Origin of the sequence: Halobaculum marinum (genome assembly GCF_029338555.1) — an archaeon.
Taxonomy (GTDB): Archaea; Halobacteriota; Halobacteria; order Halobacteriales; family Haloferacaceae; genus Halobaculum; species Halobaculum marinum.
In genome coordinates, this window is the sequence record NZ_CP119989.1 from 527,091 (window position 1) to 552,475 (window position 25,385).

Genomic DNA, 25,385 nt, shown 5'->3' on the forward strand with positions numbered 1-25,385 from the left:
TCCGCTCGCGACACGCGACCCAGCCGCTCAGAACTTCTCCAACAGCCCCTCGTAGAACCCCGGATCCGACGACTCCGTGGCGAGTTTCTCGACGATCAGCTCCGGCGTCGACCGCGCGAGGTGGTCTTTCTTCGGCGAGCGGTTCACCACCAACTCGCCGTCGTCGAGTCCGACCGCCTCGATGCCGTCGACGGCCACGTCCACGTCGGCGGCCTCCCGGATCTGTCGGGCGAGGTGTGAGACGAACACGCCCGTCGCCCCCTGTTCGTCGAGCGCTTCGAGGATGCCGGCGATGATCTTCGCCGAGGCGCCCGGTTCGGTGATCGACTCCAGTTCGTCGACGAGGACGAGCCGTCCCGCCGCGCCCGACACCAGTTCCCCGAAGTCGCGCAGCGTCGACTCGAACGCGCCGGCGTCGAGCGTCCCCTGCGACTTCGCGTAGTAGTGCAACTCGGAGACGCGCCCCACCCGCGCCGACGCGGCGGGGACGGGGAGGCCCATGTGCGCGAGCGTGACGATCAGCGCGACCAGATCCAGGGTGGAGGTCTTCCCACCGGAGTTGACGCCCGACAGGAGCGTGACGCCCTCGACGCCGTAGTCGACGGGTTCGGCCTCCGCGAACGGCACGTCGAGCAGGGGCGAGCGACCGCCCTCGATACTGAAGCCGGATCCCGCCTCGTCGATTTCGGGGACGACGCAGTCGAAGTCGCGGGCGAAGCGCGCGACCGCGAGTTCCACGTCGAGTTCGAGCGCGTCGGCGATCAGGTCGTCTGCGGGCTCCCGGAGGTCGGCGAGGTCGGACGCCAGCCCGGACTTCAACTTCGCCGCGCGGCGGTCGCGGGCCGCCTTCAGCTCGGTTCGCAGCCGGTTCAGCGGCTCCTCGTTGTGCTCGGTCGGGAACGTCGGCTCGCCGGCGAACACGCGCTCGGCGAAGTCGTCCTCGCCCGGCTGTAACTGGAGCGCGTCGACGAAGTGCTCGCGCGCCTTCCGGATCGCCGCGTCGTACTCGTCGGCCAACTCCCGCGAGAGCAGGCTGTCGACACGGGCGCCCTGCTCGACTAGCGAGAGGAAGTCGGTGCCCTCGATGGTGACGTCCTGCTCGCGGATGGCGTCGCGGAGGTGGTCGTTGGCGACGCTCGCGGCGGTGCTGGCGGCGGCGTCGAGGTCGTCGACGGCGTTCGTCAGCCGCCGTAACTCGTCGTCGCCGCGGGGGGTGCCGTCGTCGTCGAGCCGCGAGAGGGCGTCCCGGAGCGCCGCCGGGTCGAGCGCGGGGTCGATGCCGGCGGCCTCGTGGACGTCGACCGCCGCCAGCAACTCGGCGCGGTTCTCGGCGAAGAACGCGAGCAGGCGCTCGGGGACGACCTCCTCGTGGTGCTCCTCGGGGTCGGGGATCACCCGCACGTCGCCGTCGACGTCGACGCCGGCGAACGACTCGTCGAGCGCGACGACGGTGCTGTACGACCGCGCGAGTTCGGCCAGGTCGCGGGCGTCTTCGACGACTTCGACCGACAGCTCCGGGAAGGCGTCTTTCGCCTCGGCGTAGCGCTCGGCGTCGGCGGTCGCGAGCGCCCGTTCGCGCACCCGCAGGCCGCGCGGTTCGGTCGGCTGTTGGACCCCTTCCAGCGCCTCGACGACGGCCTCGTTCGGCTCGCGCTCGACCGCCTCGGCGGCCCACGCGCGCACCTCCTCGATGCGCGACTCGGTCGCCGAGGGGTACAACGTCCGCAGGCGCTTCTCGGCGTATCCAGTGACGGCGCGCTCCTGCAGGAGGCCGAGGGCGTCTTCGTACACCTCGCGGGCGCGGTCGGTCGCCAGCCAGCCGCCGGGGTCGTCGTGGCGGCGGCGGATCGCACCGCGAGCGATGGCGGCCGCCCGCCCCTCGGTGAGCCCCGGCGCCCGCGCCAGCGCCGCCACGTCGCCGCGGCGGAGCGCGTCCTCGGCGCCGTCGAGTTTCGAGAGCGTCTCGGCGGTCTTCTCGCCGACGCCCGGGACCGACGTGAACTCCATTCGGGCCACGGTAGCGTGGCGGGGGTCAAAACCGTTCGCGTCGTGCGGGGTGCTCGCCGCCGCCGTCCGAGGGCTCGCCTCGCTCCTCCCTCGCCCCGGCCGACAGCGCCTCGTTCGCGGGCGGCTCGGGCCGCGCGACCTCACTTCGTTCGGTCGCGCACACCTCGCCGCCGTTCTTTCGAGGCTTGCGTTCGTTCGCTGTCGCGGGCGCACTCCGTTCGCCCGCGCACCGCTCACTCCCGCACGCCTCGCTCTCCTCGCCCCCTTCGGACGACTTTTGGCTCCCCACCTCGTCGCTGGGGCCATGAACGACGACGTGGCGGCGAAGGCGGCGGCGGCGCGCGAGTCGCTGGCCGAGCGCGACGGCGTCCTCGTCGCCTTCTCCGGCGGCGTCGACTCGTCGGTCGTCGCGGCGCTGGCGCGCGACGCCCTCGGCGACGACGCGGTCGCGTGCACGGCCAAGAGCGAGACACTCCCCGCCGAGGAACTCGACGACGCGACCCGCGTCGCCGACGACATCGGCATCGACCACGCGGTCGTCGAGTTCTCGGAACTGGACGACCCGAACTTCGTCGCCAACGGCGACGACCGCTGTTACCACTGCCGGACGATGCGCCTCTCGCGGATGTACGAGGCCGCCAAGGAGCGCGACATCGGCACCGTCTGCGACGGCACGAACGCCTCCGACCCCGGCGAGGGGCACCGCCCCGGCCTCCAGGCGGTCGAGGAGTTGGACGTGGTGTCGCCGCTCCTCCAAGCCGGCATCACGAAGGACGAGGTCCGCGAAATCGCCGACCACTACGGCCTCGACGTGGCCGACAAGCCCTCGATGGCGTGTCTCTCCTCGCGGATCCCGACCGGCCTCGAAGTGACCGAAGAGCGTCTCACGCGCATCGAGAAGGCCGAGCGCCTCCTGCGAACCTGGGGCTTCTCGCAGTTCCGCGTCCGCGACCACGACGGCCTCGCGCGCATCGAGGTCGGCGCCGACGAGTTGGAGACGGCGCTCAACCCCGACTTCGTCGCCGCCGCCCGCGACCACATGCTCGACCTCGGCTTCGACCACGTCACCCTTGATCTGGAGGGCTACTCGACCGGGAGCGTCAGCCCCGCCGGGGAAGCGGACGACGAGGAGAAGTCGGTCAACTACGACGGCGAACCGGTCGTCGAAGACGTGTTCGCCCGCGAGTACCCTTCCTAATCCCCGAACAGCGCGCTCGCGGTGCCGGTCGCAGTCGCCGTCAGTAGTTCTCCTGCGTCGTCGACTCGGGGAGGTACGAGGTGACGTTCTCGCGCACTAACTCCACGCCGGGGTTCCCGTCGGTCACCCGCACCTCGTTGACCGCGCAGTTCCCCTGCTCCTGGTCGAGCACCGCCGCGACGATGTCCAACTCCTTGATAGTCCCCGTCACCGCGTACAGCGGGCCGCCGTGGGCGACGACGGCGACCGTCTCGTCGGCGCCGACCGACTCACAGAGGTCGTCGAACGCCGCGGTCACGCGCTCCCACATGTCGAGCAGCGACTCGCCACTCTCCGGGACAGTCTCGGCGGCCGCGTACCCGATCTCAGAGAGGGTGTACTCGGGGTACACTCCGAACAGTTCGTCGTAGGCGAGCCCTTGCATCCGCCCGAAGTCGCGCTCGCGCCACCGCGCGTCGAACGTCACGTCGACGCCGGTCGCTCGTGCGACCGCTCGTGCAGTCTCGGCGGCGCGCTCTAAGTCCGAGGCGACGATCCGGTCGACGGTATACTCGTCGGCGAGGAAGTCGGCGAGTGCGGCGGCCTGTTCGGTGCCGCGCTCGGTCAACTCGGTCGGCGCCCAGCCCTGCACGCGCCGGTCGCGGTTCCACGGCGTCTCGCCGTGGCGACACAGGAGGATCGTTCCCATCGGTCGGGGGTGGCGCGGCGTCGGCAAAAGGCTACCCCGCCCGCGGGCGCTGCGGCTAGTTCCCGGTCCAGCGCAACAGCGCCAGCGTCCCCTCGAACAGCGTGATCATCGTCGCGCCGACGATGATGGGCGCCATCCCGGTCGGGTCCGGCGAGACGATGAACGCGAGGCCGACGAACGCCGACCAGAACAGCAGGCGGCGGTCCTCCATCCACTCGCGCGTCACCAGCCCCATCATGATCGCCAGTTGGATGAACAGCGGGATCTGGAACACGATGGCCATGTACCCCATCAGCAGGAGGATGAGGTTGAACGTCTCCCGCAGGCTGAACGCGAGCACCGCGCTCTCCTCGGTGTAGCTGATGAAGTAGTCGAAGATGACGGGGAGGACGATGAAGTGTGCGAACGCGACGCCGACGAGCCCGAGGATCAGACTCGTCGGCACCGCCGCGAGGTAGTAGCGGCGCTCGTGGGGGTACAGCCCGGGCTTCATGAAGCGGTACGTCTCGTAGACGAACACCGGCAGGCCGACGAGCAGGCCGGCCAGGGAGGCGACCTTCAACTTGGTGAGGAGGAACTCCAGCGGGCCGTACACCCGCGGGCGGTTGTCCTCGAAGCCGACGTGGGAGTCCCACAGGAACTGGATAATCTCCTCGGCGCTCGGCACCGTCGGCGACACGGTCCCGACGAGCAGCACCGCGACGACGACGACGCCCGAGACGGCGAACACGACGCCGAGGCGGCGCATCATCTCCTCGATGTGCTCGGCCAGCGGCATCTCCTGGTCGGAGTCGGGCCCGCCGCCCTCGCCGCCGAGGTGGCCCATCCCCTCGTTGACCGCCGCCATCCCCTTCTCGGCGGCCGTCATCGCGCCCTCGCCGTTGGAGACCACCTCCTCCTCCTCGGACCGCTCGCCGGCGACCGGCTCGGGGACGGGTTGATCCGGTTCGGGCGGCACAGTGACCTGTTCGCCGTCGATGCCTGTCGGCTCGGCGGGCTCGTGCTCCGCGTCGTCGTCTGGGTCGGCACTGTCGGTGGCCGTGTCGTCCGCGTCGTCTGCGTCGTCCGCGTTCTCCGCGCTGCCGTCGTTATCGCTGCCGTCGGTGTCGTCTACCGTGTTGCCGTCGTCGTTATCGCTGTCGTCGGTGTCGTCTGCCGTGTCGTCGTCCGTCGCGCCGTCGGCCGGGAACTCGAAGGAGTCGTCCGACTCGACGGGCGCGTCGTCGTCGCCACCGCCGTCGTCGTCGCGCTCGGAGGGGTCGGCGGGTCCGGACCCGTCGGTGTCGCCGTCGTCGGCGTCCACCGGATCGTCCGCCGGCGGGTCCGGATCCGTAGTCATTGGGTGGCTTTCACCTCCGGTGCGTTATAGGCCTTTTCTGATTGGTCTGGCCGTGGCCTCCGACACGCCACTCCGTCGCCGCGGTCCGCCACCGCCATCGCCGGCCTGACCCGCAACCCCTCGTTGAAAAGGTTGATAACCGGTAAGCCGCTCCCTTGCGGTATGTCAAGCGCGCTCGATGAGGACACCCAACGGGCGCTGGCGGAGGGGCGAGAGACCGCCGGCGCGATGCTCAGGTCCGCCCAGAAGGACCTCCAGAAGGTGTTCATCGTCTTCGTCATCGGGTTCATGGGGACGTTCTACGCCCTCCGGCTGTACGTCTGGGACTTCCTGAAGGGCGTCACCCGCGCGCAGTTGAGCGAGGCCGCCGGCCAGGAGGTCGAGATCATCGCCCAGACCCCGTTCGACGTGATCCTCCTCCAGGCGAAGATCGGGATGATCGTCGGCATCGTCGTCGCGATCCCGCCGCTGCTGTACTTCTCGCGCGACGCCCTCCGCGAGCGCGGCGCGTGGCCACAGTCCCCGGTCGCTCGCTGGAAACTCGCGCTCATCGCCGTCACCGCCGTCGGTCTGTTCGCCGTCGGCGTCGCCTACGGCTACCTCGTGTTCTTCCCGTTCATGTTCGCGTTCCTCGCGAACAACGCCCTCTCCGCCGGGATCCAGCCGACCTACTCCATCGTGAAGTGGGCGCAGTTCATCGCCCTCCTGACGTTCTCGTTCGGCTTCGCCGCCCAGATGCCGCTGTTGATCACGGCGCTGTCGTACGCCGAGATCGTCCCCTACGAGACGTTCCGCGAGAAGTGGCGCCACGCCGTCGTCGCCATCTTCGTGTTCGGCGCCGTCTTCTCCCCGCCGGACCCGTTCACGCAGATCATGTGGGCGGCGCCGCTGCTGTTGCTGTACGGCGCCTCGCTGTACTTCGCGAAGGTCGTCGTCACCGCCAAGCGCGGTAGTGAGCGCATCGACCTCCGGGCGACCGCGAGTCGCCGGTGGAACGCCCTCGCCGGCGTCGCCGTCGCCGTCGCGGCGGCCGTCTTCCTGTTCTACACCCGCGGCGGCGCGCAGGCGGTCAACGGCGTCGCCGGCGCCGTCACCGACTACCGACTCGTCACCGACCTCCCGACGCCGCTCGTCGTCGGCATCGCCGCCGCCGTGGGCGTCGTCGCGGCGCTGGTGGCGCTCGGCTACTTCGTGTACGCCGAACTCGACGCCTCTGCCGCCGGCGTGGGAGGCGGCGCCGTCGGCGACCCCGAGGGGATCGATCTGGCCGCGCTCGACGAGACGGGCGTGTGGGCCGCCCCGCCCGAGGCGTTCGAGGGGATGACCGAACAGGAGGCGCTGGCGGCGGCCTCCGCCGCGATGGAGGACGACGACCCCGGGAAGGCGCAGGCGATCCTCGACCGCTTCGACCAAGCGGAAGCCGAGGGGACGGCTGGCGAAGCCGTCGACGACGACGGCGCGGCGGCGTCCACCGGCCCTACGCGTGACCTGTTCCCCGCTGACGAGGGCGTGATCCGGGCGACGCGCCGGGGAGCCGGCTTCGTCGACTGGCGCGGCCGCTTCGGCTCGCTGTGGAACGTACTGCTCGGCATCGCCGCCATCGTCGCCGCCGTCGGCTACGTGCTCGTCGAGCGACCGACGCTGGCGGACTCGATCCTGACGGAGTACGGCACGAGTTCGGCGGCCATTCTCGCGAGCGTCGGCGTGAGCGGGACCGCCGCCATCGCGGCGTTCGCCGCCGGGGGGCTCTCGTTGGCGGCCCTCCTCGGTCTGCTCTTGGCCGTCTACTTCGCGTACGTCGCGGGCACCGACCCGACCGCCGTCGACGTGGAGGTGTTCACCGCCGACGAGGTGCGCCGCGCGCCCGACGCCGTGTTCGCGGGCGTCTCCGAGCGCCGCGCGAACTACCTCGCCGACCGCGCCGCCGCCAACGGCGACACGGAGAAAGCCCGCGCGGTGCTCGACCGGTTCGACGAGGCGCAGACCGCTCGCGAGGCCGCCGAGCAGCGTGGTGGGTCGGGCTCCCCGTCGGTGCCCGGCGCCGCCGACGACGTCGGGAATCGCGCCTCCCGCGCCGGCGGCACGCTGTTGGAGGGGCTGACCGACGGCGAGCGCGACGAGGACGACATCGGCGGCTACTACGACGACTTGGCGTTCATCGCGGCGTCGCTCCGCTCGCGACTGTTCATCCTCGTGTCGGTGTTCGGGGTGACGCTCGCGAGCGTGTTCGCGTTCCTCTACCTCGGCGGCATCGGCGACGTGAAGAACAACTTCGTGAACCGCATCCCCGAGGAGGTCGTCGGCGTCGGCGCGGAGAACTTCGGCGTCATCGTGCTCCACCCGGTGGAGGCGCTCATCTTCGAGGTGAAGATATCCACCATCGCCGGTGCCGTCGCCGTCCTGCCGTTCGCGGCGTACTACGCGTGGCCCGCGCTCCGGGACCGCGGCTTCGTCCGCGGGCGCCGGCAGGTCGTGTTCGGCTGGGTCGCCGCGCTGCTGGCGGGCTTGCTGGGCGGCCTCGCACTCGGCTACACCGTCATCGCGCCGACGGTCATCTCGTGGCTCGTCGGCGACGCGCTCGCCGCCGGCATGGTGATCAGCTACCGGATCAGCGACTTCGCGTGGCTCGTGTTCTTCACGACCGTCGGCATCGGCTTCCTCGCCGACGTGCCGGTGTTGATGGTGCTTCTCAACACCGCTGGCGTCTCCTACCAGGCGATGCGCTCGCGCTGGCGCGAGGTGACGGTTGCGATCATGCTCGTCGCCGCGCTGTTCACCCCGGCGGACGTGTTCACGATGTTCCTCGTGACCATCCCGCTGATGGCCGCCTACGGGGTCGGCCTGCTGATCCTGTGGGTGCTCACCCTCGGGGGACGGCGTAACCTCGGGAAGCCGACCGTCAACCTCGTGCGCGACTCCAAGCCGGGGGCCTGACTCGGCCGCTCCCCAGACGCGCCGGCGGGCGACTTCCTCCGAACACGCGCTCTGGCTCGCCCGCGCCGCCGATCCGGCTGTGGGTACATGTGACAAGATTCAATTCATCGTCGGCGTATCCTGAGATATGCCCAAGATAAGCGTCGAGATGCCCGGGGAACTCCTCGCGGATCTCGACGAGCACGTCGGCGACGACGGCAAGTTCGTGAATCGAAGTGACGCGATCCGCGCGTCGGTACGCAAGACGTTGGACGTCCTCGACAAGATCGACGCCCGTCACGGTCGACTGGAGCGGGAGCAGTCCGACGAGGTGGCCGAGGAATGAGTGACGGAGTCGCCGCCGCGGAACCGCTCCGCCTCGACGTGCCGCTGGCGGCGGTCGTCCTCACCGCGCTGTTCGTCGCGGCGCTCGTGACCGCGCAGGTCATCTCCGCGAAACTGCTGGCGGTCACGCTCCCCGTGCTCGGCGCCGTCACCGCCCCCGGCGGGACGCTGGCGTACGCGGTCACCTTCTTCGCCTCCGACTGTCTCTCGGAACTGTACGGCAAGGAGTACGCCCGACGCGTCGTCAACGTCGCCTTCGCGATGAACTTCGTCCTGCTGGCGCTGGTGTTCGCGACCATCGCGACGCCCGCCGCGCAGGGGTCGGTCGACCCCGCCGCGTTCGAGACGGTGCTCGGCCTCTCGGGCAACATCGTCCTCGGCTCGCTCGTCGCCTACGTGCTGAGCCAGAACTGGGACGTGATCGCGTTCCACCGCATCCGCGAGTTCACCGACGGCGACGCGCTGTGGCTGCGCAACGTCGGCTCGACTGCGACGAGTCAGCTCATCGACACCGTCGTGTTCACGCTCGTCGCGTTCGCCGTCGCGCCCGCCGTCTTCGGCATCGGGCCAGCGCTCCCCACCTCGGTGCTCCTGTCGCTGATCGTCGGGCAGTACGTGCTGAAACTCCTGATCGCGCTCGTCGACACGCCGCTCGTGTACGCCGCCGTCGCGTTCGTCCGCCGCGACGACGCCGAGGCGACCGGCGTGACCGCCTGAGAACTCGGCTCGCTACTCTCTCTGTTGCTCAGTCGACGCGCTCGGCGAAGCCGAACCGCGGCTTCACGTCGTCGACGACGACCTCGACCGTCTCGCCGGCGTCGGCGCCTGGGACGAACAGCGTGAACCCCTCGACGCGGGCGATGCCGTCGCCCTCGTCGCCGGTGTCGGTCACGTCGACTTCCAGCCGCTGGCCCTCGCGGACCGGCGCGTCGGTGCGCCCGCGGGCGATGAGGTAGCGCTCGGAGGAGCGCTTCCGCGACGCCTCCGGGGTGTACGCCCGGACGTACTGGAACTGCTCGGCCACGTCGTCGCGGAAGTCGGCGAGGTCGGGGCCGTCGAACACCTTCACGACGAACGAGCCGCCCGGCTTCAGCAGTTCGAGCGCGGTGTCGAACGCCTGCCGACAGAGGTGGATCGAGCGCGCGTGGTCCAACTGGTACTCGCCGGTCATGTTCGGCGCCATGTCGGAGATAACCACGTCGACGGGGCGCTCGGGTTCGCCGTCGCTCTCCTCGGGTCGGGGATCGACACCGAGCGCCTTCCGCAGGTAGTAGCGCGTGCGCTCCTCGGTCATGTCGCCCCGGACGGTCTCGACGTGCGGGTGGTCGAGGTCGTCGATGCGCTGGAGGTCGACGCCGACGACGCGGCCCGCCTCGGTCACCTCCTCGGCGGCGATCTGGAGCCACCCGCCGGGAGCGGCGCCGAGGTCGACGACGGTGTCGCCACGGTCGAACAGGTCCACCTCATCGTCGATCTGGCGGAGCTTGTAGGCGGAGCGGGCGCGGTACCCCTCCTGTTTCGCTCGGTTGTAGTAGTCGTCTTTCCGTGCCATGGTTAGGTCACCGACCCCGCCGCGACGTGGTCGCTCGTCGTCGCCGGCGAATACGCGTTCATACCCGGGTCGACGTGGCCGAATCGGAAAGGCACATCGCATGGGCGTGGAGGCCGGTCGGACGCCGACACACCCGTCGCCGGCCGTGAACTCACACCGAGATGTCCGCCTGCCGGAGCAGTTGCGCGTTGACCGCGACGACGACCGTGCTCGCCGACATCAACACCGCGCCGACCGCGGGCGACAGCAGGAACCCGACCGGGGCGAGCAGTCCCGCCGCGAGCGGGAGGGCGAACACGTTGTAGCCGGCCGCCCAGACGAGGTTCTCGCGCATCTTCCGGTAGCTGGCGCGACTCAAGCGGAGGAGGCTCACCACGTCGCGCGGGTCGTTGTCGACGAGGACGACGTCGGCGGCCTCGACGGCGACGTCCGTCCCCGACCCGATGGCGATGCCCACGTCCGCACGCGTCAGCGCGGGGGCGTCGTTCACGCCGTCGCCGACCATCGCGACGGTGCGACCGCCCGTCTGCAACTCGGTGATCTTCGCGTCTTTGTCGCCCGGGAGGACTTCGGCGAAGTACGTGTCGATGCCGAGGTCGGCCGCGACCGCGCGGGCGACGTCCTCGGAGTCACCGGTCAACATGGCCACCTCGACGCCCATCGCGTGGAGCGCGTCGACGGCCGCGCGACTCTCCTCGCGGACCACGTCGGCGAGGGCGACCGCCCCGACGGTCGCCCCGTCGTGGACGAGGTAGACCACGCCCTGCCCACGGGACCCCGCCTCGTCGGCGAAGGTCGCGAGCGCCGCGGTCGGGTCGACGTCGAGGTGTCGCAGGAGGTTCGGCCCGCCCACGTACACCGACTCCCCGGTCGCTCCAGCGGCCGACTCGGTGCCGCCGTCCGTGACGGGAGTCGCGTCGGTGTCGACGGTCGCACGGACACCGCGCCCTTCGAGCGCCTCGAAGCCCCGCGCGTCGGGGACGGTGAGCGCCCGCTCCCGCGCCGCCCCGCGGATGGCCTCGGCGATCATGTGCTCGGAGTCGCCCTCGACGGCCGCCATCACGGAGAGGACGTCCGCCTCGCTCCACTCGGCGGTCGTCTCGACGCCGACGACGCCCTGTTCGCCCTTCGTCAACGTCCCCGTCTTGTCGAAGACGACCGTGTCGAGGGTGCGCGCCTCCTCCATCGCGACGCGGTCGCGGATGAGGATGCCGTTGCGCGCCGCCAGCGACGTGTTGATCGCCACGACGAGCGGGACGGCCAGTCCGAGCGCGTGGGGGCACGCGATGACCAGCACCGTGACGACCCGCTCGACGACCGGGAGGCCGAACCCCTCGGCGGCCGTCCAGGCGACTGCCGTGATCGCCGCGACGCCGAGTGCCGCGTAGAACAGCCAGCCGGCGGCCCGATCCGCCAGCAGTTGCGTGCGCGACTTGCTCCGCTGTGCGTCCTCGACGAGGCGGACGATGCCCGAGAGCGTCGTCTCCTCGCCCGTCGCGGTCACCCGAACCCGGAGACTGCCGCTCCGGTTCGTCGTCCCGCCGATCACCTCGTCGCCGGCGACTTTGTCCACCGGCTTCGACTCGCCGGTGATCATCGCCTCGTCGACCGCCGACTCGCCCGACTCGACGACGCCGTCGGCGGGGACGTTCGCGCCCGGCCGAACGAGGACGAGGTCGCCCGTCGAGAGGTCGTCGACGGGGACCTCCTCGGTGTCGCCAGACTCGCCGACGCGCTCGGCGGTGGCGGGCATGAGTTCGGCGAGTTGGTCGAGCGCGCCGGAGGCGCGGCGGACGCTGCGCATCTCGACCCAGTGGCCGAGCAGGAAGATGACGATCAGCGTGACGAGTTCCCAGAAGAACGGTTCGCCCACCGCGAAGACGACGGCGGCGACGCTGTAGCCGAACGCGACGGTGATCGCCAACGAGATGAGCAGCATCATCCCCGGTTCCCGGTTGCGCGCCTCGACGGCGCCCATCCGGAGGAACGGCACGCCGCCGTAGGCGAACACGACGAATCCGAGGACGGGAGCGACGAACTCGCTGCCGGGGAACGTAACCGCCGAGAAGCCGAGCCACTCCTGCAGCGTCGCGCTGTAGTAGAGGACGGGGAGCGCGAGCGGCAGGCAGACGAGGAACCGCCGTCTGAACATCGCCTCGTGGCCCGAGTGGTCGACCATCGCGCCGTGGTCGTGTCCGCTACTCGCTCCACGCTTCCCGTGGTCGTCGTGGTCGACGTGGCCAGCGTGGTCCTCGCCGGCGTCGTGGCTGGTGGGACCGTCGGCAGTCACCGCCTCGCGTTCGGCCTCGTGTTCGTAGCAGGCGCAGACCCGACACCCCGGGCACGCTCGGTCGGTCGGTGCGTCGTCGTGCCGACGCGCCGAGCCGTGGTGGTCGGTCACCCGCTCACTCCGAACGGCTGAGCCGTTCTCGCCGGCGGTCGAACTCTTCGTCGGAGAGGTCGCCGCGGGCGTACGCGGCGCGTAGTTCCTCGATGGCGGGGTCCGACGACTCGTCGGCGTTTCGTCCGAGAGTCGTGTAGACGACGTAGCCGCCGCCGACGAGGAGCACGAGCGGGACGAGCCACATCCCGAGCCACAGCCACGACCCGGTGGCGCCCCACATCCCGGTGCCGCCCATCTGGCCCCAGCCCCACAGCCCCATCATCGGCATCATCATCGTCATCCCGAGCAGGGGAAGGAGGACGATGACGGCGAGTACGATCACGAGCGGTCGAGTGAGTGTGTCTGTTTGGGTCATGGTGTTGGTGGGTGAGGTCGTCGACCGGGCCGACCGCACGGCGAACGGGCAGCCGTGTCGGCGGTCGCGAACACCACCGTCGACAGAGAAGTACGGGGGCAGAGACTTTGGTAGTTTCTCTTACGTTTCGAAGTCGCTCGAACGACGAGCGAACCGATAGCCGTGACGGCAGCGCCGATCGGCTCGACGGCCAGACGGCGTCGACGCGCCCCGATCTGCTTTGGATCCGTGTGTTTCGAACCGGGATCCATTCGAATCGAAGGGGCTGGGCCGATCACACCACGATCGGAACAAGGGAAACCGTGGTAGTCGATCGTCCCGTTCGATGACGTATGCAGGCCGCGTTCGTCGACGGCGTCCTCGAAGCCCTGCGCATCGGGATCGGCTTCCTGTGGACGGCGAGTTGGGCGATCGTCTTGGGGTTGGTGGTCACCAGCTACGTCCAGGTGTACGTCTCGAAAGAGCGCATGGCGGCGGTCCTCGGCACCGACGACGCCGACGCGCTCGTGAAGGCCACGCTGTTCGGCGCCGCGAGCAGCGGGTGTAGCTTCGGCGCCGTCGCGATCGGCAAGGGACTGTTCAAGCAGGGCGCACACGCCGTGAACGTCCTCGCGTTCATGTTCGCCTCGACGAACCTCATCGTCGAACTCGGGCTGATGATCTGGATCCTCCTGGGGTGGGAGTTCCTGGTCGCAGAACTGCTGGGCGGCGTCGTCCTCATCGCGGTGATGGCCGGCATCGTGCGCCTGACGCTGCCGGAGACGCTCTTCGACAGCGTCCGCGAGGAACTCGCCGCCCGCGACCGCGAGTCGGGCGTCACGGAGGACCCGACCTGCGGCCACGAGGGTCGCCCCGAGTACACCGTCACGACCGACGGCGGCGAGACGCTGCAGTTCTGTTCGGCGGGGTGTCTGGAGACGTACCGACAGCGGGTCGCCGGCGCCGCCGACTGGCGGGAGGAACTCCTGTCGTGGGGCGGTTGGTACAAACTGGGCAACCAGTACCGCAAGGAGTGGTCGATGATCTGGACAGACGTGGTCGCGGGGTTTCTGATCGCGGGCTTCGTCATCGTGTTCGTCCCGCAGTGGGTGTGGAACGCGCTGTTCCTCCCGGGAGACGGGCTGGCCGTGACCGTCGAGAACGCCGTGATGGGCGTGACCATCGCCGTGGTCAGCTTCGTCGGCAGCATGGGGAACGTCCCGTTCGCGGTGGCGCTGTGGGGCGGCGGGATCAGCTTCGCGGGCGTCATCGCGTTCGTCTACGCCGACCTCATCACCGTCCCCGTCCTCAACGTCTACCGGAAGTACTACGGCTGGCGTGTGATGGCGTACATCCTCGTCGTGTTCTTCGTCACGATGGCGTTCACGGGCGTCCTCATGGAGCTGCTGTTCGACGCGCTGGGGATCGTGCCCGACCTCGCCGGCGGTCGGACGGCCTCCGAGCAGACGTTCTTCGAACTCGACTACACGTTCGCCCTGAACCTCGTCGCGTTTGCGCTGTCCGCGTTCCTCCTCTCCGTGTACCGGCGTGGACTGGGCGCCCCCGGCGAGCACCGCGACCCGGTCTGTGGGATGCGTACGGACGAGGACGGCCCGAGCGCGACGTACGACGGCGAGACGTATCGGTTCTGCTCCGCCCGCTGCGAGCGGACGTTCCGGTCGACCCCGTCGCGGTTCGTGAGCCACCCGACTGCGGGGCCGGAGGCGGCCGGACACGACCACCACTGACGCCGCTGTGGGGACCGGTCGCCCGACGCGGCGCTCGCGCACCGCCGTCGCCCCCTACTGCGTCGGCGCGTCCGCGTCGACGCCGTCGCCAGCACCGTCGTTGCCACCGTTCCCACCGTCGTCGCCGACGTCGACCCGCTCGTGGATCGGTCCCTCGCGCTCCTTGAGGTGGCCGGGGTCGCGGTCGTTCGACACCGCGAGCACCTCCGCGACGATGCTGTGTGCGATCTGGTACGGCGATCCGCCGCCCAGGTCCAGTCCCACGGGCGTGTACAGCGGCGCCAACTCCGACTCGGAGAACTGCCGTCCCTCGTCGGCGAACGCCTCCAGCATCTCCTCGAAGCGCTCGCGTGGGCCCATCAGCCCGACGTACGCCACGCCGGCGTCGAGCAGCGCCTCCACGACGATGCGGTCGTCGACGAAGTTGTGCGTCATCACGACCGCGTGCGTGCGGTCGTCGAGTCGGACCTCGTCCGCGAGGCGCCCGGGCGCGGTCGTCACCGTCCGGTCGGCCGCGGGGAACCGCTCGGCGAGGTCGACGGCGCCGCGGAAGCCGACGACCGTCACGCGGAAGTCGTTGTTCGCGGCGAGTTCGGTCACCGGGCCGACGTCGTGGCCCGTCCCGAACACGACGAGGTCGGTCGGCGCGGCGACGCCGTCGACGAACACCTCGACGGTCGTGCCGTCGGTGTCGAACACCAGCGTGTCACCCCGACCGCGCCCCGCGAGGTCGCCCGCGGGACCGGCCAGTCCCGCCGGCCACTCGTCCGACGCGGGGTCGCCGTCGGGCGTGCGGAGCGTCCCGTCGTCCGGGCGGTAGTACGCGCGGTCGCCGCGCACCAGCGGCCCGTCGCCGCCGTCGAGCACGGTCGCCACCGCCACGTCGTGGCCCGTCTCGAACGCGTCGACCGCAGGACGGTACGTCTCCGTCAGCGGTTCGAGGAGCACGTCGATGATGCCGTTGCAGCCGACGCCGAGGCCCCAGACGTCCTCGTCGTCGTCCATGAGGTCGTACGTGACGACCTCCGGGGTGCCTGTCTCGCGAATGCGCTCGGCGACGCTCGCGAGGTCCTCCTCCAGGCAGCCGGCGGTGATGGCGCCGACGCCCTCGCCGTCCGCGCCGAGCAGCATCTTCGCGCCGGGGCGGCGGTAGGCGTTGCCCTCGACGCCGACGACCGTTGCGAGGACGGCCGGCGGCCCCTCGGGGTCGCCCGCGCGACCGTCGAGGTGGTCCCTGATCGACTGTACGACTTCGGTTTCGGGTACGCTCCAGGTGTGTGCTGTCATGGATCGGGTGTGTCGGTCGTGTCTGCGACTGCGCCGCCGTCGCGGTCGTCGCGGTCGATGTGGTCGTCGTGGTCGTCGTGGTCGTCGCCGGCCCGGTGTCCGGCGGGCGTGAGATCGATGCCGGCGGTGGGCGCCGCCGCGACGTATCCCTTGCGCACGCCCGCGTCGTGGAGGTCCGTCCCGCAGGCGCCCGCCTCGACGGCCGCGCGGACTCGGACCGGGTCGTCGACGGCGGCGCCCGCGACCACGTCGGCGCCGGCGGCGAACAGCGGGTCGGGGAGGAGCGAGGCGCTCGCGCCGACCACGACGACCGTCGCCTCGGCCGGGGCCGCCGCGAGCGCCTCTCCCAGACCGCCGTAGACGAGCGTCGATCCGGTGACGAACACCACGTCGGCGCCGGCCATCGCGACGGCGGTGTCCGCGGGCGGGACCACCGAGACGGTCACGCCGGGGGGCGTCTCGACCTCGGCGACGTCGACGGGGTCGCGCTCGACGACGCGGACGTCCACGGCGTCGAACTTCCGGAACGCCGGGCGGAACAGCCCCACCGTCGCGATGGTCTCGACGTCGGCGGACAGGCGCTCCATCGGGTCGCCGTCGCGCCAGTCGACGAACGGCGCCGACAGCGCGTTCAGCGTCGCCACGCCCACCGCGCGGGCGACCGCCGCGTCGCCGTCGGTGGGTGCCTCCCCGAGTGCCCACGCAACCAGCGTCTCGATGTCGACGCCCTCGACGGCCGGGGCGGGACCGGGCGGGCGGTGTGCGAGTCCGGCGCGGGGCACGTCGGCGCCGTTCCGGTTGGTCTCGTTCCGGTCGGCCTCGTTCCAGTCGGTACCGTTTCGCTCGTCGCCATCCCCGCGGAGTTCGACGAACACGGCGGCGTCGCCGACGGTGACGTGATCGACCGCGACTCCGTCGAACGCGCCACGCTCGCGGAGCGCGTCGACCACGGCCCGCACGACGGCGTCGCTCACGACGGACCACCGCCGTCGGCGGGTGTCGAGGCGTCGGTACCGGCGTCGCTGTCGGCGTCCGGGATGGCGTCGTCGTCTCCTGCCGCCGCGTGCCGCCGCGGGTCGTACTGGTAGCCGACCGGTCCTCGCAGGCCGCGTCGTTCGAGTTGGCGGGCGGCAGCCGCGAGGTCCGCGGGGCCGGCGAAGCCGAACAGCGCGTCGACGTACGGTTCGCAGGCGGCCATCCCGCGCGAGCGGGGTTCGAACTCGGGCGAGACGGCGAGCGGGTTGAGCCAGATCACGGCGCTCGCGCGGTCGGCGAGCCAGGTGATCCCGCGGTCGAGCAGGTCGGGGTCGCCCACGTCGAGGCCGTCGCTGACGACGACGACCACCGTCCGCCGGTCGACGGCGTCGGGGTGCTCGCGCCGGAGCGTGTCGAACGCGGCGCCGATCTGCGTGCCGCCGCCCCACCGGATCTCTGCGGCGCGCAAGGCGGCCGCCGGGTCGCCGTCGGCGCGCGCAAACGCCGCCGTCGCGTCCGCGAGGTCGGTGTCGAACAGGAACACCCGCGCATCTCGCGCGGTCGTCGACAGCGTCTCCGCGACCGACAACAGCGCGTTCCGGTCGGCGGTGTCCAGCACCGACCCGCTCACGTCGACCAGCAGGCAACAGCGCAGTTCGCTCGGCGTCGGCGCCGCCGTCGGCAACTCCATCGGGACGCCACCGGTGGCGAGACTCGACCGGAGCGCCCGCCGCGCGTCGACGCGTGCGCCCGTCGGCGACCGCCGCCGCCGACGACCCGGGAGCGTGGCGAGCGCGTCGACGAACCGCCGCACTGCGGCCCGCTCGTCGGGTGTGGTCGGCGCGACGGTCGCCTCGACCGTCTCCCCGCCCCCGATCGCGCTGGCCCGCCGAGCGTCGTGCTCGCCGGACTCCGCGGCTCGCTCGCCCGAGGCGTACCGGCGGCCCGTCGGGATCCGGATCTCGGGGTCGCCCGTCGACTCGTCCTCGTCGTCGAACGCGGGTGGTTCGGCGCCCGCCAGCGTGTCTTCTGCCGACTCGGCGTCGTCGTTCGCGGGGGCGAGCGCGTCCGGTGTCGTCGGGTCGTCGCCGCCGGCGCCGTCGTCGACGTCGGACTCCGGCCCGCCGCCGGCGGTCGCAATCGCCGACAGCCCCGAGCGCAGTCGGTGCCAGAACGAGGGGAACGCGTCGTCGAAGGCGTCGCCGCCGTCCGCGTCGGACAGCAGCGCCGCGCGGAGGGCGTCCGCCGCCCGGTCGCGGTCGTCGAGACCGACGACTGCCAGCGCCTGCGCGGCCGCGAGCGTCCCGCTCGGGGGCACGTCGACGCCGTCGCGTCGGAGCACGGCGGCGAGCCTGACCACCTCGATCAGGACGTGGCGCCGTGCCGCTCGGAAGTCGGGGACGCCGTCGCCACCGGCACCCGCCGCGAGCGGGTTCGCGCCGCTGCCGTTCGCGACTCGGTCGGCGTCGGCGCCGTCCCGGTCGGTCATCTCACTCCGCCGGCCGCTCGGCGGCGACCGGGTCGGGGTCCGCGTCGGCCGCGGCCGCCCGCAGCGCCTCAAGCAGGTCCGTGTCGACCCGGTCGACGTCCTCGACCTCCTTGAGCAGGCAGCCGATGGTGCGTTCGATCTCGGCGGGCGTCAGCGAGTCGCCGTCGTCGTCGCCGTCGGGGTCGTGCCGGAGGTGTGCGACCGCCCGCGCCCAGTCGAGCGTCTCGGCGACGCCCGGGCGCTTGAGGAACGCCTCCTCGCGGAGGCGGGCGACGACTGCACACACTTCGGCGGCGACGGCGGCGTCCAACTCGGGCACCTTCCGGCGAACGATCTCGTACTCCGTCTGGAACGACGGCGGTTGGACGTTGAGGTACAGACACCGGCGCTTCAGCGCGTCGCTCAGCCCCCGCGTCCGGTTCGACGTGAGGATCACGACGGGCGAGCGGTCGGCGGAGACGGTGCCCAACTCGGGGATCGACACCTGAAAGTCCGACAGCAGTTCCAGGAGGAACGCCTCGAACTCCTCGTCGGCGCGATCGATCTCGTCGATGAGCAACACCGGCGGCGTCTCCCCCTCGGTGCGGAGCGCGCGCAACAGGGGGCGCTCCAGCAGGTACTCCTCGGCGAACACCGAGTCGTCGCGTGCGGGCGACGAGCCGCCGGTGTCGGCGTCGTCGACGGCGGCGTTCGCGCCACCGACGCGCCCTTCCTCCGCCTGCACCGCGAGGAGTTGCTTGGTGTAGTTCCACTCGTACAGGGCGTTCTCGGCGGTGAGGCCCTCGTAACACTGCAGGCGGATCAACTCGGTGTCGAACGCCGACGCGAGCACCTTCCCGAGTTCGGTCTTGCCACTGCCGGGCGGCCCCTCGATCAACAGCGGGCGTTCGAGGCGCAACGCGAGGTGGACCGTCGTCACCGTGCGGTCGTCGGCGACGTAGTCGGCGGCCTCGAACCGCTCGCGGAGCTCCGCGTCGGTGACGCGCCCGAACGGGTCGTCGGCGTCCCGGGTCATGTCGGCGCGTCGTCCTCCGCGAGGTACGACGCCGGGTCCGCGCGGAACGACTCCGCACAGCCGCCACAACAGAAGTAGTACGTCTCCCCGTCGTGGGCGACGCTGTGGGCGGTGTCGCTCGGGTCGACGGTCATTCCGCAGACCGGGTCGATAGCCTCGGCGGGTACCTCCTCGTCGCCGCCCGGGTCTGTGTCTCCGTCCGCGCTCGCCGTGTCGGCGGCGTCGGTACCGTGATCCTCCGTCGCGTCTGCAGCCGTCGGCTCCTCGCTCGTACTCGTCGCAGCCGCGACTCGCGGTGCGTCGCCGCGACCGCGGCGGTGGTCGACGACCTCGGCGACGATGCTCACCGCGATTTCGGCGGGCGTGTACGCCGCCACGTCGACGCCGGCGGGGTTCGTCACCCGCGCGGCCACGTCCTCGGGGTCGCGGTCGATCAGCGCCGCCGCGGTGTCGACCACCTCGTCGGCGCGCTTGCTGCTCGCGATCAGCCCGACGTACCGCGCGTCGGCGAGCACGCCGGCGGCGACGCCGCTGGCGTCGAACGACCCCATCGTCGCGACGACGACCAGCGGGTCGTGCCCGAGGGCGTTCGCGAGCGCTTCGGGGTCTGTGTCCGTCAGGACGCGCGTCCCCTCGGGGAGTCCGGTCTCGTCGCCCGTCGGGTCGACGACCACGACGTCGACGGCGAGTTCCGTCGCGAGTCGTGCGAGCGACCGCGCGACCGGCGACCCGCCGCAGATCACGAGTTCTGGCCGGGGGTTCACCGGCTCGACGAACAACTCCAGCACGCCCTCGCTGTGGCACGTCATCGGGAACGCCTCCAGCCCTGGACGAGCGACCGTCTCGGGGTCGGGCGCGATGCCGATCAGCCGGGGCTGGCCGTCCTCGATGGCCGCCAGTGCCTCCGTGATGGCGGTGGTCTGCGCGCAGGCGGCGCCGCCGATCCACCCGCGGAGGTCACCCTCGCGGGTGACGACCGCGCGGTCGCCGACGTTCGCGGACACCGGCGGCTCGCGGCGGACGACCGTCACGCGGGCGTACGGCTCGCCGGCGCTCGCGAGTTCGCGCTCGACGTCGCTCACGTCGCCGTCGGCGTCCGCGGGGCGCTCGGGTGTCGTACTCGGGTCCTCCTCGGTGTCGCGTGTCATGGGTTCGGTGTCGGGACGGGTCGCATCGGATAGAGTCGGTGTCCTCGCGCGTGGTAGGCTTCGAGGACGGGTAGCGGTTCGGGTCGGTCCCGGACGGTCCGAGCGGCGCGAACGGCGCCGCGACCGCCCACGCGGGCGGTCGGGGGCGCGACGGTCGGATCAGTCGTCCGCGGGCTCACCCTCGCCGGAGTCGACGTCGGTGAACTCGAACGTGACGCTGTCTGCCGGGTCACGCTCCAGGCCGACCTCGGCGAGCGCGGCCCAGACGCGGTCGGGCGTCATCGGCATCTCCACGTGCGTCGTGCCGGCGTGGGCCATCGCGTCGACGACGGCGTTGACGATGGCCGGCGGCGAGCCGACGGTCGGCGACTCGCCCACCCCCTTCGCACCGATCGGGTGGTGGGGCGACGGCGTCACCGTGTACCCCGTCTCGAAGTTGGGAATCTCCATCGACGTGGGCAGCAGGTAGTTCATGAAGTCGCCGCCGGTGCAGTTGCCGTTCTCGTCGTAGGTGACGTGCTCCATCATCGCCGTCCCGATGCCCTGCGCCAGGCCGCCGTGGATCTGGCCCTCGATGACCATCGGGTTGATGCGGTTGCCGCAGTCGTCGACGGCGACGAACTTCTCGAAGTCGACGGCGCCGGTCTCGCGGTCGACCTCGACGACGACGATGTACGAGCCGAACGGGTACGTCATCTCCGGCGGGTCGTAGTAGTCGACGGCCTCGAGGCCGGGCTCCTCGCCCGCCGGGTGGTTCATGTAGGCGCCGGCGGCGATCTCGGTGATCGTGATCGAGCGGTCGGGCGCGCCGGCGACGTGGAAGTGGCCGGACTCGCGGTCCCACTCGATGTCCTCCTCGGCGGCCTCCAACTCGTTGGCCGCGATAGACTTGGCCTTGTCACGCACCTTGCGCGCGGCGACGGCGGTCGCGGCGCCCGCGACGGGCGTCGACCGCGAGCCGTACGTCCCCAGCCCGTAGGGGTCGGTGTCGGTGTCGCCGTGCTCGACGCTGATGTTCTCGACGTCCATGCCGAGTTCTTCCGCGACGATCTGCGCGAAGGTGGTCTCGTGACCCTGCCCTTGCGTCTGGACGCCGACCCGGAGGACGGCGTTGCCAGTCGGGTTCACCCGGATGTCCGCGGAGTCGAACATCTCGATGCCCGCGATGTCGCAGGTCTTGCCCGGCCCGGCGCCGACGACCTCCGTGAACGAGGAGATGCCGATGCCGATCAGCTTGTCGGCGTCCTCCTCGATGCGGCGCTGTTGCTCCTCGCGGTAGTGGTCGTAGTCGGCCATCTCCATGGCCAGATCCAGCGCCTTCTCGTAGTCGCCGGAGTCGTAGTTCCAGCCCGTCGGACTCTCGTACGGGAACTGCTCCGGTTGGATGAAGTTCTTGCGCCGGATCTCTGCCGGGTCCATGTCGAGTTCGTGGGCGAGCACCTTCACCATCCGCTCGATGAGGTACACCGCCTCCGTCACCCGGAACGAACAGCGATACGCGACGCCGCCGGGGGCGGTGTTGGTGAACGCCGCCGTCAGCGACCCGTACGCCGCCTCGATGTCGTACGACCCGGTGAAGATGTTGAAGAAGCCCGCGGGGAACTTCGACGGCTGGGCGACGGCGTTGTACGCGCCGTGGTTCGCCAGCACGTCCGTCCGCACGGCTCTGATCTTCCCGTCTTTCGTCGCGGCCAACTCGCCCGTCATGTCGTAGTCGCGGGCGAAGCCGGTCGTCTGGATGTTCTCCGAGCGCTCCTCCATCCACTTCACGGGCCGTTCGAGCACGACCGACGCCGCCGCGGCGACGACGTAGCCCGGGTAGATGGGCACCTTGTTGCCGAACCCGCCGCCGATGTCGGGGCTGACGATCCGGACCTTGTGCTCGGGAATGCCCGACACCATCGAGAACAGCGTCCGGTGGGCGTGGGGCGCCTGCGAGGTGAGGTGGACGGTGATCTTCTCTTTGCCAGGGTCCCAGTCGGCCACACACCCGCACGTCTCGATGGGCGCGGGGTGGAGCCGCTGGTACTCCATCTGCTCTTTGACGGTGACCTCCGACTCCTCGAAGATGGCGTCGGTCGCCTCCTTGTCGCCGACGTCCCAGTCGAAGATGTGGTTGTCCTCCTGGTCCTCCAACTCGTCGCGGATGAGCGGCGCGTCGGCCTCCAGCGCGTCCTTCGCGGTGACGACCGGGTCGAGCACCTCGTAGTCGACGGCGACCTTCTCGGCGCCGTCTTTCGCGATGTAGCGGTCCTCGGCGATGACCGCCGCGACCTCCTGCGACTGGAACTTCACCTTGTCGTTGACGAGCACGTCCTGCGTGTCGTCCATGAGGGTCGGCATCGTCGCGAGGTCGTGGGCCGCCAGGTCCTCGGCGGTGAGGACGGCGACGACGCCGTCGACCTGCATCGCCCGCTCGGTGTCGATGCTGTTGATGCGGGCGTGGGCGTGGGGACTGCGAACGATCTCACAGTGGAGCATCTTCGGCTTCTTGATGTCGTCCACGTAGTTGCCGCGCCCGGTGATGAAACGCTTGTCCTCCTTGCGCCGCACGGACTCGCCCATCCCGCCGCGACCGTGGCCGCAGTGCTTCTCGGGGTCCGGCCCGCCGTCCTCGTCGTGTTGGTACTCGGTGTTTGCCTGGGGGACGTTGTCGGAGTCGCTGCTCATCGCTCGTCACCTCGGTGCGTCGCGTCGGTGGACGGACCGCCGCAGCAGTTCTCCACGCCGCAGGAGAACTCCCCGTCGTCGTCGACGTCGTAGCCGTCGAACGAGGCCGGGCCGTCGGCAGACGAGACGCCGCCGTCGGCCGCCACGGCCTCGGCGTCGTCGCGCTCGCCGTCCGCGAGTTTCTCGGCGGCGTACTCGATCGACTTCACGATGTTCTGGTAGCCGGTACACCGACAGAGGTTGCCGCTGATCGCCTCGCGGATCTCAGCCTCGCTCGGGTCCGGGTTCTCCTCCAGCAGCGCCTTGCCCGACATGATCATCCCGGGCGTGCAGTAGCCACACTGGAGGCCGTGTTCCTCGTGGAACCCCTCTTGGAGCGGGTGGAGGTCGTCCACCGCGTCTGGGTGGTCCTCCATCCCCTCGACCGTCTCGACCTCGCTGCCGTCGGCCTGGACCGCGAACATGAGACACGACTTCAGCGGCTCGCCGTCGACGAGCACCGTGCAGGCGCCGCAGTTGCCCGTGTCACAGCCGATGTGGGTACCCGTCAGGTCGAGGTCCTCGCGGATCGCGTGGACCAGCAGCCGTCGCGGTTCGACCTCGATCGTCTCCTCGGTACCGTTGACTGTCAGGGTGATCTCGCGTGTCTCACTCATGGTTTCACCGTCCGCCTGACGACGCCCGCCCGTTCGGCCGCGTCGCCCAGCGCGCGCTGGGTGAGGACGTCGACCATCCGCTCTTTGTACGCCGCGTCGCCGTGTTCGTCGGACTCGGGGTGCGACTGCTCGGCGGCCAACTCGCCCGCCTCCTCGAACAGGTCGGGGCTCGGTCGCTCGCCCTCGAGGTGGTCCTCGGCGTCGCTCGCGCGGGCGTTGGTGATGTCGACGGCGGTCATGCCGATGCCCGCCGACTCGATGACGCCGTCGTCGTCGAACTGCAGGCGGACGCCGACGCCGGCCATCGCGTAGTCGCCGGTCTTGCGTTTCAGCTTGTGGTAGGCGCTCCCTTCGCGAGCGCTCGGGACGGGGACGCGCACCTCCGTGATCAACTCGTCCTCGTCGAGCGCCGTGTCGTACGGGAGCAGGAAGAACTCGTCCGCGGGGATCACCCGTTCGCCGTCGGGACCCTGCGCGACGACCTCGCCGTCGTGGGCGATGAGGAGGCTCCCCCAGTCACCCTTCGGGTCCGCCTGCGCGACGGAGCCGACGACGGTGCCGCGGTTGCGGATCTGCGGGTCTGCCACCAGCGGCGCCGCGTCGGCGAAACTGCCGTACTTCTCGGCGATCAGGTCGGAGTGCTCCACGTCCGCGTGGCGCGCCAGCGCGCCGATCTTCAGGGAGCCGTCCTCCTCGTGGAGGTAGTCCAACTCCTCGATGCCGTTGATGTCGACGACCACGTCCGGGTTCGCCAGTCGGAACCGGAGCATCGGGACGAGGCTCTGCCCACCCGACAGCACCGTCGGCCCGTCGAGGCTCTCGAGGAGACTGACGGCCTCGCCGACGCTCGTCGGCTGGTGGTGCTCGAACGGCGCGGACTTCATCCGAACATCCCCCGGATGCGGTCGGTGACGCTCGAGTCCGTCTCCTCGACGTCGGTCATCTGCTTCTCGATGTCCTTGAAGAAGTTGCCCACAATCTTGTCGGCGACGGGGTTGATCACCCGCCCGCCCAACTGCGCGATGCGCCCGGAGATGTCGGCGTCGGTCCACCACTCGATGCGGGAGCCGTCGCCCTCCTCCTGGGGGTGGATGTGCATCCCGGACTCCATGCTGAAGCTGCTGCCGCTGGCGGAGCCAGACCCGGTCGCGGTCATGATGAACTCTTCCTCGTCGCGCTCGTCGATGGTCACCGTCGTCTCGAACTTCGGCTTCACGCTGCCGACGCCGACCTGCATCAGCGCCGCGTACTTCTGCCCCTCTTTGAACGCGCGCGCCGCGACGTCCTCGGGGTCGGCCTCCGGGAGCGTCGCGACGTCCTCCTCGGGCTCGTAGGTGTCCCAGCCGAACTCGTCGTCCATCGGGGTGATGTACTTGCACCCCTTCAGCGAGTTCCGGACCGCGATCGGGTCCGAGAGCACCACCCACGCCTTGTCCGGTGGTACCCCGTCGAGTTCGAACTCGCCCTCGAAGTTCATCGGATCCTCCCGGGCGGGGCCGTCGGTGGTTGGATCGGTGCGGCCGTCATCTTTTATAGTCCTCCACTATGGGCATACTATTACCTCGGCTGTGGTATCTGGTAGCATCTCAATAAAGGTATTGTTCATGAAGGTTTTGA

The 25,385-nt window shown here is 70.6% G+C and carries 20 protein-coding genes; 5 read left to right on the plus strand and 15 right to left on the minus strand.

What is annotated here, in order from left to right; all coding sequences use genetic code 11:
• Positions 1-27: 27 nt before the first annotated feature.
• The gene (locus P0R32_RS02810; protein ID WP_276238411.1) at positions 28-2,007 is read right to left on the minus strand and encodes a MutS-related protein; all 1,980 of its coding nucleotides are present in this window, start codon (positions 2,005-2,007) and stop codon (positions 28-30) included.
• 304 nt (positions 2,008-2,311) lie between these two features.
• On the opposite strand from P0R32_RS02810, the gene larE reads away from it, so the two are divergent.
• Entirely contained in the window at positions 2,312-3,205 is an 894-nt protein-coding gene (gene larE, locus P0R32_RS02815) for an ATP-dependent sacrificial sulfur transferase LarE (RefSeq protein ID WP_276238412.1), read from the plus strand.
• Between the two features lie 40 nt (positions 3,206-3,245).
• Here larE and P0R32_RS02820 read toward each other — a convergent pair whose 3' ends face one another.
• Positions 3,246-3,893, minus strand: a complete 648-nt coding sequence (locus tag P0R32_RS02820) for a histidine phosphatase family protein (protein ID WP_276238413.1) — start codon at positions 3,891-3,893, stop codon at positions 3,246-3,248.
• A 55-nt stretch (positions 3,894-3,948) separates the two neighbouring features.
• On the minus strand, positions 3,949-5,232 hold the full coding sequence (gene tatC, locus P0R32_RS02825) for a twin-arginine translocase subunit TatC (RefSeq protein WP_276238414.1): 1,284 nt from the start codon (positions 5,230-5,232) through the stop codon (positions 3,949-3,951).
• Positions 5,233-5,394: 162 nt separating this feature from the next.
• Between tatC (P0R32_RS02825) and tatC (P0R32_RS17940) the strand changes: the two genes are divergently transcribed.
• From tatC (P0R32_RS17940) to P0R32_RS02845, 3 genes are all read left to right on the plus strand, one after another.
• The gene (tatC, locus tag P0R32_RS17940) at positions 5,395-8,166 is read left to right on the plus strand and encodes a twin-arginine translocase subunit TatC (RefSeq protein ID WP_390218912.1); all 2,772 of its coding nucleotides are present in this window, start codon (positions 5,395-5,397) and stop codon (positions 8,164-8,166) included.
• A gap of 127 nt (positions 8,167-8,293) precedes the next feature.
• Positions 8,294-8,491 carry a ribbon-helix-helix domain-containing protein gene (locus P0R32_RS02840; RefSeq protein ID WP_276238415.1) on the plus strand — a complete coding sequence of 66 codons (198 nt, stop codon included), beginning with the start codon at positions 8,294-8,296 and terminating at the stop codon, positions 8,489-8,491.
• On the plus strand, positions 8,488-9,207 hold the full coding sequence (locus tag P0R32_RS02845) for a queuosine precursor transporter (RefSeq protein WP_276238416.1): 720 nt from the start codon (positions 8,488-8,490) through the stop codon (positions 9,205-9,207). The genes P0R32_RS02840 and P0R32_RS02845 overlap by 4 nt, the downstream gene beginning before the upstream one ends.
• A 28-nt stretch (positions 9,208-9,235) precedes the next feature.
• Here the strand turns inward: P0R32_RS02845 and P0R32_RS02850 are convergent, their stop codons facing one another.
• The 3 genes from P0R32_RS02850 to P0R32_RS02860 form a co-directional block, all read right to left on the minus strand.
• Positions 9,236-10,042: a 23S rRNA (uridine(2552)-2'-O)-methyltransferase gene (locus P0R32_RS02850; protein ID WP_276238417.1), complete on the minus strand. Its 807-nt coding sequence runs from the start codon at positions 10,040-10,042 to the stop codon at positions 9,236-9,238.
• A 151-nt stretch (positions 10,043-10,193) separates the two neighbouring features.
• Positions 10,194-12,443, minus strand: a complete 2,250-nt coding sequence (locus P0R32_RS02855) for a heavy metal translocating P-type ATPase (protein WP_349770205.1) — start codon at positions 12,441-12,443, stop codon at positions 10,194-10,196.
• 4 nt (positions 12,444-12,447) lie between these two features.
• Positions 12,448-12,801 (minus strand): SHOCT domain-containing protein, encoded by a 354-nt coding sequence (locus tag P0R32_RS02860; protein ID WP_276238418.1) that lies wholly within the window; start codon positions 12,799-12,801, stop codon positions 12,448-12,450.
• A gap of 332 nt (positions 12,802-13,133) precedes the next feature.
• Between P0R32_RS02860 and P0R32_RS02865 the strand changes: the two genes are divergently transcribed.
• Positions 13,134-14,528, plus strand: coding sequence for a permease (locus P0R32_RS02865; protein WP_276238419.1), 1,395 nt, complete (start codon positions 13,134-13,136; stop codon positions 14,526-14,528).
• Positions 14,529-14,582: 54 nt separating this feature from the next.
• Here P0R32_RS02865 and P0R32_RS02870 read toward each other — a convergent pair whose 3' ends face one another.
• The 9 genes from P0R32_RS02870 to P0R32_RS02910 all read right to left on the minus strand — a co-directional run bounded on the left by P0R32_RS02870 (position 14,583) and on the right by P0R32_RS02910 (position 25,245).
• Positions 14,583-15,815 carry an XdhC family protein gene (locus P0R32_RS02870; RefSeq protein WP_276238420.1) on the minus strand — a complete coding sequence of 411 codons (1,233 nt, stop codon included), beginning with the start codon at positions 15,813-15,815 and terminating at the stop codon, positions 14,583-14,585.
• Positions 15,812-16,789, minus strand: a complete 978-nt coding sequence (locus P0R32_RS02875; RefSeq protein WP_276238421.1) for a Rossmann-like domain-containing protein — start codon at positions 16,787-16,789, stop codon at positions 15,812-15,814. Before P0R32_RS02875 ends, P0R32_RS02870 begins: the two co-directional genes overlap by 4 nt.
• The gene (locus tag P0R32_RS02880) at positions 16,786-18,279 is read right to left on the minus strand and encodes a VWA domain-containing protein (RefSeq protein ID WP_276238422.1); all 1,494 of its coding nucleotides are present in this window, start codon (positions 18,277-18,279) and stop codon (positions 16,786-16,788) included. The genes P0R32_RS02875 and P0R32_RS02880 overlap by 4 nt, the downstream gene beginning before the upstream one ends.
• Position 18,280: 1 nt before the next feature.
• Positions 18,281-19,294, minus strand: a complete 1,014-nt coding sequence (locus tag P0R32_RS02885; protein ID WP_276238423.1) for an AAA family ATPase — start codon at positions 19,292-19,294, stop codon at positions 18,281-18,283.
• Positions 19,291-20,442 (minus strand): XdhC family protein, encoded by a 1,152-nt coding sequence (locus P0R32_RS02890; protein WP_276238424.1) that lies wholly within the window; start codon positions 20,440-20,442, stop codon positions 19,291-19,293. The genes P0R32_RS02885 and P0R32_RS02890 overlap by 4 nt, the downstream gene beginning before the upstream one ends.
• 159 nt (positions 20,443-20,601) lie before the next feature.
• Positions 20,602-23,112: an aerobic carbon-monoxide dehydrogenase large subunit gene (locus tag P0R32_RS02895; protein WP_276238425.1), complete on the minus strand. Its 2,511-nt coding sequence runs from the start codon at positions 23,110-23,112 to the stop codon at positions 20,602-20,604.
• Positions 23,109-23,768, minus strand: a complete 660-nt coding sequence (locus tag P0R32_RS02900) for a (2Fe-2S)-binding protein (protein ID WP_276238426.1) — start codon at positions 23,766-23,768, stop codon at positions 23,109-23,111. The genes P0R32_RS02895 and P0R32_RS02900 overlap by 4 nt, the downstream gene beginning before the upstream one ends.
• On the minus strand, positions 23,765-24,652 hold the full coding sequence (locus P0R32_RS02905; protein ID WP_276238427.1) for an FAD binding domain-containing protein: 888 nt from the start codon (positions 24,650-24,652) through the stop codon (positions 23,765-23,767). The genes P0R32_RS02900 and P0R32_RS02905 overlap by 4 nt, the downstream gene beginning before the upstream one ends.
• Positions 24,649-25,245 carry an SRPBCC family protein gene (locus tag P0R32_RS02910; RefSeq protein ID WP_276238428.1) on the minus strand — a complete coding sequence of 199 codons (597 nt, stop codon included), beginning with the start codon at positions 25,243-25,245 and terminating at the stop codon, positions 24,649-24,651. The genes P0R32_RS02905 and P0R32_RS02910 overlap by 4 nt, the downstream gene beginning before the upstream one ends.
• Positions 25,246-25,385 lie beyond the last annotated feature (140 nt).